The 390-nt window shown below is 52.8% G+C and carries 1 protein-coding gene; it reads right to left on the reverse strand.

The window, feature by feature from the left end; all coding sequences use genetic code 11:
• The coding region (locus ACTHTQ_RS11485) for a transposase (RefSeq protein WP_440363988.1) at window positions 1-390 on the reverse strand (390 nt) is incomplete at both ends.

The following is a 390-nucleotide window of genomic DNA, read 5'->3' on the forward strand; positions in this document are numbered from 1 at the left end:
GCCTTTTTCGGTCAGTTGGCAGTTAATCAGTTTTAGCAATTCGGACAGGGTGTCGTCTTGCGCCAGCCAGTTGCGGTAGCGGCATAAGGTGCTGTAATCGGGGATGCTCAGTTCGTCAAAACGGCAAAACAGGTTGAAGTCGATGCGGGTAACGAGGCTGTGTTCGAGTTCGGGATCGGAAAGGCTGTGCCATTGTCCGAGCAGGACGGCTTTGAACATGGATAGCAGGGGATAGGCGGGACGTCCGCGGTGGTCTCGGAGGTAACGGGTTCTTTGACGATTCAGGTACTGTTCGATCGGTTGCCAATCAATCACCTGATCCAACTTCAATAGTGGGAAGCGGTCGATGTGTTTGGCAATCATGGCTTGTGCGGTTTGTTGGAAGAAGGT

Origin of the sequence: Neisseria sp. P0020.S003 (assembly GCF_051957095.1) — a bacterium.
Classification (GTDB): Bacteria; Pseudomonadota; Gammaproteobacteria; order Burkholderiales; family Neisseriaceae; genus Neisseria; species Neisseria subflava.